Source organism: Ideonella sp. B508-1 (assembly GCF_000333615.1).
Lineage (GTDB): Bacteria > Pseudomonadota > Gammaproteobacteria > Burkholderiales > Burkholderiaceae_C > Ideonella.
The window spans coordinates 1-6,317 of record NZ_BADL01000430.1 but is presented as its reverse complement, the minus strand read 5'-3'; the positions used below and the strand labels follow the sequence as shown (position 1 = coordinate 6,317).

The following is a 6,317-nucleotide window of genomic DNA, read 5'->3' as shown; positions in this document are numbered from 1 at the left end:
GGTCGACGGCGGGGCCCCGTCAGTCCGGAGCGTCAGGCTAACCTGAGCGCCTTCTGCCGGGAGGTGATCCAGCGCGGCCAGGTCTGCGTGGTGCGCCGCGGTGTGGACCCCGAGGCCGACGCCTGGGGCGATCCCGAGCTGCAGTGCCGTGTCGGCGTGCCGCTGTCCACGCCCAAGGGGGTCATCGGCGCCCTGGTGCTCAAGAGCTACGGGGACGAGACCGGCTGCAGCGAACAGGATCTGGCGCTGCTGCAGTACATCTGCACCCAGCTGGCCACGGCCATCGAGCGCCTGCAGCTCTACGGCCGGCTGCGCCACCTGTCCTACCACGACACGCTCACCGGCCTGCCCAACCGGGCCCTGCTGCGTGACCGCCTGGGACTGGCCATGGCCCGGGCGCGGCGTGGCGAGAGCTTTCTCTCGGTGCTCTACCTGGACCTGGACCGCTTCAAGGAAGTCAACGACACCCACGGCCACCTGGTGGGCGACCACCTGCTGCAGGCCTTTGCCGAGCGGCTCAAGGCCCAGCTGCGGGCCAGCGACACGGTGGCCCGGGTGGGCGGCGATGAGTTCGTCGTGCTGCTGGAATCCCCCAAGGGACTGGCCGGCAACCGGGCGGCGGCCGAGAAGATCCGCCAGGCCTTTGCGGCCCCCTTCGAGGTCGATGGCCGGGTGCTGGCCATCCAGCCCAGCGTGGGCCTGGCCGACTTCCCGGCCGATGGCGAGGAAGAGGGCCAGCTGCTGAGCGCGGCCGACCAGGCCATGTACACGGCCAAGGGCGTCCGGCCCTGAGTCGGCAGGGCCCCGTCGGGCCCCAGGGCCTTCAGGGCTGTGCGCCGGCCATCCCGAACTGCCAGAGCAGGAAGGCCATCAGGTCGGCCTGCTTGGTGTAGGCCTGCTGGGCCGTGCTGCCGATGCCGTGGCCGGCCTGCTCGTCCAGGCGCAGCAGCACCGGCTTGCCGCTGCCCGTGCTGGCCTGCAGCTTGGCGGCCGTCTTGGCGCTCTCCCAGGTGTCCACCCGCGGGTCGTTCATGCCGTGGATCAGCAGCACCGCCGGGTAGGCCACGCCCTTCTCGATGTGCTGGTAGGTGCTCATCGCCAGCAGGGCCTTGAAGTCGTCCGGGTCCTGCACCGTGCCGAACTCGGAGATGTTGGTCACGCCATTGGCGGAGTTCTCCGAGCGCACCGTGTCCAGGCTGCCCACATCGAAGATGGCGGCGGCGAACAGCTCCGGCGCCTCGGTCACCGCGCGGCCCACGAAGATGCCGCCCGCGCTGGTGCCCCAGATGCCCAGGCGCTTGGGATTGGTGTAGCCCTGGGCGATCAGGTACTTCGCCGCGGCGATGCCGTCCTTCCAGGTGTTGGGCTTGGTGGCCTTGAAGCCGGCCCGGTGCCAGGGGTCGCCGAAGGCGCCGCCCCCGCGCACATTCGCAATGGCGATCACGCCGCCGCGCTCGAACCAGGCGAAGTCGCGCGGCGAGAAGTGGGCGTCCTCGCTGATGCCGTAGGCGCCGTAGCCGATCAGCAGCGTCGGCGCCTGACCGTCCTTCTTCAGGTCCTTGCGGTGCAGGATGGCCAGCGGCACCTTCACCCCGTCGTGGCTGGGCACCATGACCTCCTCGGCCACGATCTCCGGCACGCCGGCCGGCGCCTGCTGATGGTGCAGGCCGGTGTCCCGGGTGCCGCCATGGGCATCCACCTGCAGCAGCCGCGGCGGCGCCGTCCAGGAGGCGGTGTCCACCAGCGTGTCACCGCCCAGGTGGGCCGGGTTGCCGGTGATCAGGGTGCTGCCCGGCACCGAGGGGGCGATGTCGTGCCGCCCCTGGGCGTCGTAGCGCACGGCGCGCAGCGTGAAGCTGTTGCGCTCCTCGGTCAGCACCGCGTCCTTCTCCAGCTCGAAGCCTTCCAGCACGCCGGTGGCGGGCTCGGGCACCAGGGTGCGCGTCTGGGCCAGGGCCTGGTTGTCCAGCGGGATGGCCAGCAGCTTGCCGCGCGGCGCGCCCTGGTAGCTGCGCACCACCAGCTCGTTGCCGCGCAGGGCCACGTCGGTGATCTTGTCCTCGGGCCCGGCGATGCGCTGCCAGGCGATGGACGGGTCCGACAGCGTGGCCAGCGGCGCGGCGAACAACTTGCCCTCGGGCGAGGTGGTGTCGGTGGTGCGGGCCACCATGTAGCCGCTGTCCGGGCTGAAGATCACCTGCGCCACGTCCAGCCGGTCCAGCTTCAGGTCGCGGTTGACGGTCGGGCCGAACAGCGGCCGCGCCTGGGCCGCCTTCTGGCCCACCGTCTGCAGGAAGACCGTGCTGTCCAGATAGGTCTCGGTGTCCGGCGTGCCCGGCGGCAGCTCGCGCAGCTGGTTGTAGGCAAAGCGCTGGTTGTCCGGCATCCAGCTCACGCCTTCTTCCACCACGCGGGGGATGGGCTCGCCCACGGTGCGGCCGGTGGTGGTGTCCAGCACGTAGAGCGTGGCGTTTTCCGAGCCGCCCACCGAGATGCCGTAGGCCACGTAGTGACCGTCCCAGGACGGCATGAAGTAGTTGATGGCGTGGGGCGTGCCGCCGGCCGCACGGGCCAGGGCCTGCGGGTCCACCAGCACCTGTTCGCCGCCACCCAGGCCGCTGCGCATCACCAGCTTGAACTGGTTCTCGCCCGCCTTGCGCTGCAGGTAGTAGTAGCGCTCACCGGGCATGCGCAGCACCGGGCCCACGGCGTCGCCGGTGGACTGGGCCAGCTGCTGGATGCGCTGCAGCAGCGGCTGGCGCACCGGGATGGCCTCCAGCGTCTTGGCGGCGTAGGCCGCCTGGGCCCGCATCCACGCCAGGGTCTCGGGTGAGCGGGTCTCGAGGTTGCGGTAGGGATCCACCAGGGTCACGCCGTGGAAGGTCTCGGTCACGGGCTGGCTGGGGGCGGGCGGCGGGGTCTGGGCCCAGGTGGGGGCGATCAGGCCGCAGGCCACGGCGCCAGCCGCGATCAGCGGGCGCAGCGCAAAGGTCTTCAGAGGCATGGAGAGGTCCGCAAGCGGAGTGGCAACAGGGAAGCGGCCGATCTTACGACCGGCCGCTTGCCCAGCCGCGCTTCAGTGCCGGAGCGGGGTGGCCATGCGCACCACCCAGGCGGCGGTGGCCGCCGCGGTCGCCAGGCCCACCACCGCCAGCCAGCCGCCGTGCGCCAGGGCCTGGCTGCCCAGGGCCGAGCCGGCGGCCATGCCGATGAACATGGCGGTCAGCAGCACCGCGTTCAGGCGGCTGCGGGCGGCCGGCTCCAGGCTGTAGATCAGCGTCTGGTGGGCCACCAGCGTGGCCTGCACGCCGAAGTCGAAGCCGATGGTGGCCAGCACCAGCAGGGGCAACCAGGCCGGGGCCGGCAGCCACAGCTCCAGCGCCATGGCGGCAAAGGACAGGGCGGTCAGGCCGGTGCCCAGGCGGGTCACCCAGCCGGGGCTGCGGCGGTCGGCCAGGCGGCCGGCCAGCGGCGCGGCCAGGGCGCCGGCCGCACCGGCCAGGCCAAAGGCACCGGCCGTGGCGCTGCCCATCTGGTAGCGCTGGAACAGCATGACCGCCAGCGTGGACCAGAAGGCGCTGAAGCCCACCGACAGCAGGCCCTGGGCCCAGGCCGCGCGGCGCAGGGCCGGGTGGCGCTGCCACAGCTGGGTCAGCGAGCGCATCAGCGCGCCATAGCCCAGCGTGGTGGTGGGCGCCAGGTGCGGCAGGCCGCGCCAGCTGGCCACGCCGATGGCGGCCACACCCACCGCCGCCAGGCCGTAGACGGCGCGCCAGCCGAACTGCTGGGCCACCAGGCCGCTGGCCACCCGCGACAGCAGGATGCCCAGCAGCAGGCCGGTCATCACCGTGCCGACGACGCGGCCGCGGTGCGCTTCGTGCGCCAGGCTGGCGGCGGCCGGCACGATGTCCTGCGCCATGGTGGCCATCACGCCCACCACCAGGCTGGCGGCCAGCAGCATGCCCACGCCCGGGGCCAGGCCACAGGCCAGCAGGGCCAGGGCCAGGCCGGCGGCCTTCAGGGTGATCAGGTTGCGGCGGTCGTGCCGGTCGCCCAGCGGGGCCAGCAGCAGGATGCCCAGCGCGTAGCCCAGCTGGGTCAGCGTGGGCACCAGGCCCATGGTGCCGGTGCTGGCGTGCAGGCTCTCGCCCAGGCGGCCCAGCAGCGGCTGGCTGTAGTAGATGGAGGCGACGGCCAGGCCGGTGCCGGTGGCCATCAGCAGCACCAGGGAGGAGGGCAGGGTCGGGTGCGCGGGGCGGGGGGGCGCCGAGCTCAGGGTGGTGGTGGTGGTGGACATGGGGTGTTCCAGGCTGAGTGGAGGGGGACGGGCGCCGCACGGGGCGGTGCGATGGGTTGAATTCTCTCCATGCATGAAAAACGCGGTAGTGGGCTGAATTGCAGATTTGCTATACGCTAGGCGCATGAAACAAGCTCCCGCCGGTGCCGACCGCCTGGACCTGCTGCAGACCTTTGTGCGCATCGTCGAGGCCGGCAGCCTCTCGGCCGCGGCCCAGCAGCTGGGCACCACCCAGCCCACGGTCAGCCGGCGGCTGCAGCAGCTCGAGCGCCAGCTGGGCCTGCGCCTGCTGCAGCGCTCCACCCACGCGATGAAGCTCACCGGCGATGGCGAGCGCTGCTTCGAGCACGCCAAGGGCCTGCTGGAGCGCTGGGACGCCATCGAAGCCGACCTGCGCGGCGTGCAGGACGCGCCACGTGGCCACCTGCGGGTGCTGGTGCCCTCGGTCTTCGGCCAGCAGCAGCTGGTGCCGCCGCTGGTGGCCTTTTTGCAGCAGCACCCGGCCGTCACGGTGGAGTGGCTGCTGCACGACCGCCTGCCGGACTTCATTGCTGAGGGCATCGACTGCGCGGTGCGCATCGGCCAGGTGGAGGACCCGGGCCTGGTGGCCATCCGCCTGGCCGAGCTGCCGCGCATCGTGGTGGCCGCGCCGGGGCTGTGGGGCGAGGGCCCGCTGCCGCAGACGCCCGCCGAGCTGGCCCGCCTGCCCTGGCTGGCCCTGAACACCTTCTACCGCGACGAGGTGGAACTGACGCCCGCCGGCCGTGGCCAGGCGGTGCGCTTCGCCATCCGCCCGCGCCTGTCCACCGACCACCTCTACGCCCTGTGCAACGCAGTGCGTGGCGGGCTGGGGGCGGGCATCGCCTCCACCTGGGCGGTGGCCGAGGACCTGGCCGCCGGCCGCCTGGTGCAGCTGGCGCCGGACTGGATGGCGCCGGCCCTGCCCATCTCGCTGGTGCATCCGCCCGGGCGCTTCCCGCCCGCGCGGTTGCGGGCCTTCATCGCGCTGATGCGCGACTACCTGCCCCAGGTGCCCGGCGTGCGCCCGCCCAGCCGGCCGCCACTGTCGGTCTGAAGTTCAGGCGCTGTCGGGGACGCAAGGCGCAAACCGCACCTGCGCGCGCAGCCCGCCGTCCGCGCCCGGCGGGCGGTCCAGCAGCACCTCGGCGCCCCAGGCGGTGGCGATCTCGCGCACGATCGCCAGGCCCAGGCCGGTGCCCTCGGTGTCGCCGGCCAGGCGGTAGAAGCGCTCGAACACCCGCTCGCGCGCCTCGGGCGGGATGCCCGGGCCGTCGTCGTCCACCGTGAACAGACCCTGCGCGCCCTCGCGGCCCACCGCGATGGTGACGTGGCCGCCCTCCGGGCTGTAGCGCAGCGCGTTGTCCACCAGGTTGGACAGCAGCGCATCCAGCAGGGCCGGCTGGGCCTGCACCGGCACCGCTTGCGATGGGGCCTCGAAACCCAGGTCGATCTGCCGGCGCTCGGCCAGCGTGGCCAGCTCCTCCACCACCCGCAGCGCGGCCGCGCCCAGGTCCACCGTCTCGCGCTGGGTGGCGGCGTCCTGGTGCTCGGCCTGGGCCAGCAGCAGCAGCTTGTTGGTCACCGCCACCAGGCGCCGGTTGCTGGCCTGCATCTCGCGCCACATCGCGTCCATGTCCTCGCGCAGCAGCTCGCCCGGGGCGCGGTGGGCGCGGCGGTGGCGGGCATAGGCGATCTGCGAGGCCTGCATGGCCAGCGGCGTGCGCAGCTGGTGGGCGGCGTCGGCGATGAAGCGGCGCTGGGCCTCGATGTGGCGGCGGATCTGCCGCGCGAAGGCGTTGATGGTGTCGGCCACCGGCCGCAGCTCGCGGTGCAGGCGGCGCGCATCCACCGCGATGTCGGCGCGCAGCGCGTCGCGGGTCTCCAGCTGGCGGGCCAGGCGCACCAGCGGCCGCAGCTCGCGCCGCAGGCCGAAGCTGACGAAGGCCGCGGCGGCCACCAGCGTCACCAGCAGAAAGGACAGCGTGGGCCACCACAGGCG

5 protein-coding genes are annotated in these 6,317 nt (G+C 73.0%); 2 read left to right on the top strand and 3 right to left on the bottom strand.

The annotated features are described in order from the left end of the window. The coding region (locus tag I73_RS28715; protein WP_148289834.1) for a sensor domain-containing diguanylate cyclase at nucleotides 1-792 on the top strand (792 nt) is incomplete at its 5' end. A gap of 31 nt (nucleotides 793-823) precedes the next feature. Here the strand turns inward: I73_RS28715 and I73_RS17450 are convergent. Then, nucleotides 824-3,004 carry a prolyl oligopeptidase family serine peptidase gene (locus I73_RS17450; RefSeq protein WP_022981790.1) on the bottom strand — a complete coding sequence of 727 codons (2,181 nt, stop codon included), beginning with the start codon at nucleotides 3,002-3,004 and terminating at the stop codon, nucleotides 824-826. A 72-nt stretch (nucleotides 3,005-3,076) separates the two neighbouring features. Further along, entirely contained in the window at nucleotides 3,077-4,297 is a 1,221-nt protein-coding gene (locus I73_RS17445; RefSeq protein ID WP_022981789.1) for an MFS transporter, read from the bottom strand. Nucleotides 4,298-4,421: 124 nt separating this feature from the next. On the opposite strand from I73_RS17445, the gene I73_RS17440 reads away from it, so the two are divergent. Beyond that, nucleotides 4,422-5,372 carry a LysR family transcriptional regulator gene (locus I73_RS17440; RefSeq protein WP_022981788.1) on the top strand — a complete coding sequence of 317 codons (951 nt, stop codon included), beginning with the start codon at nucleotides 4,422-4,424 and terminating at the stop codon, nucleotides 5,370-5,372. 3 nt (nucleotides 5,373-5,375) lie between these two features. On the opposite strand, the gene I73_RS28710 is transcribed toward I73_RS17440, so the two are convergent. Further along, nucleotides 5,376-6,317, bottom strand: a 942-nt coding sequence (locus I73_RS28710; protein ID WP_022981787.1) for a HAMP domain-containing sensor histidine kinase, incomplete at its 5' end; no start/stop codon positions are given.

Bases quoted from the DNA above. Each gene is read 5' to 3' on its own strand.
- I73_RS17450 (WP_022981790.1), bottom strand. From the start codon at position 3,004: ATGCCTCTGAAGACCTTTGCGCTGCGCCCGCTGATCGCGGCTGGCGCC.
- I73_RS17445 (WP_022981789.1), bottom strand. From the start codon at position 4,297: ATGTCCACCACCACCACCACCCTGAGCTCGGCGCCCCCCCGCCCCGCG.
- I73_RS17440 (WP_022981788.1), top strand. From the start codon at position 4,422: ATGAAACAAGCTCCCGCCGGTGCCGACCGCCTGGACCTGCTGCAGACC.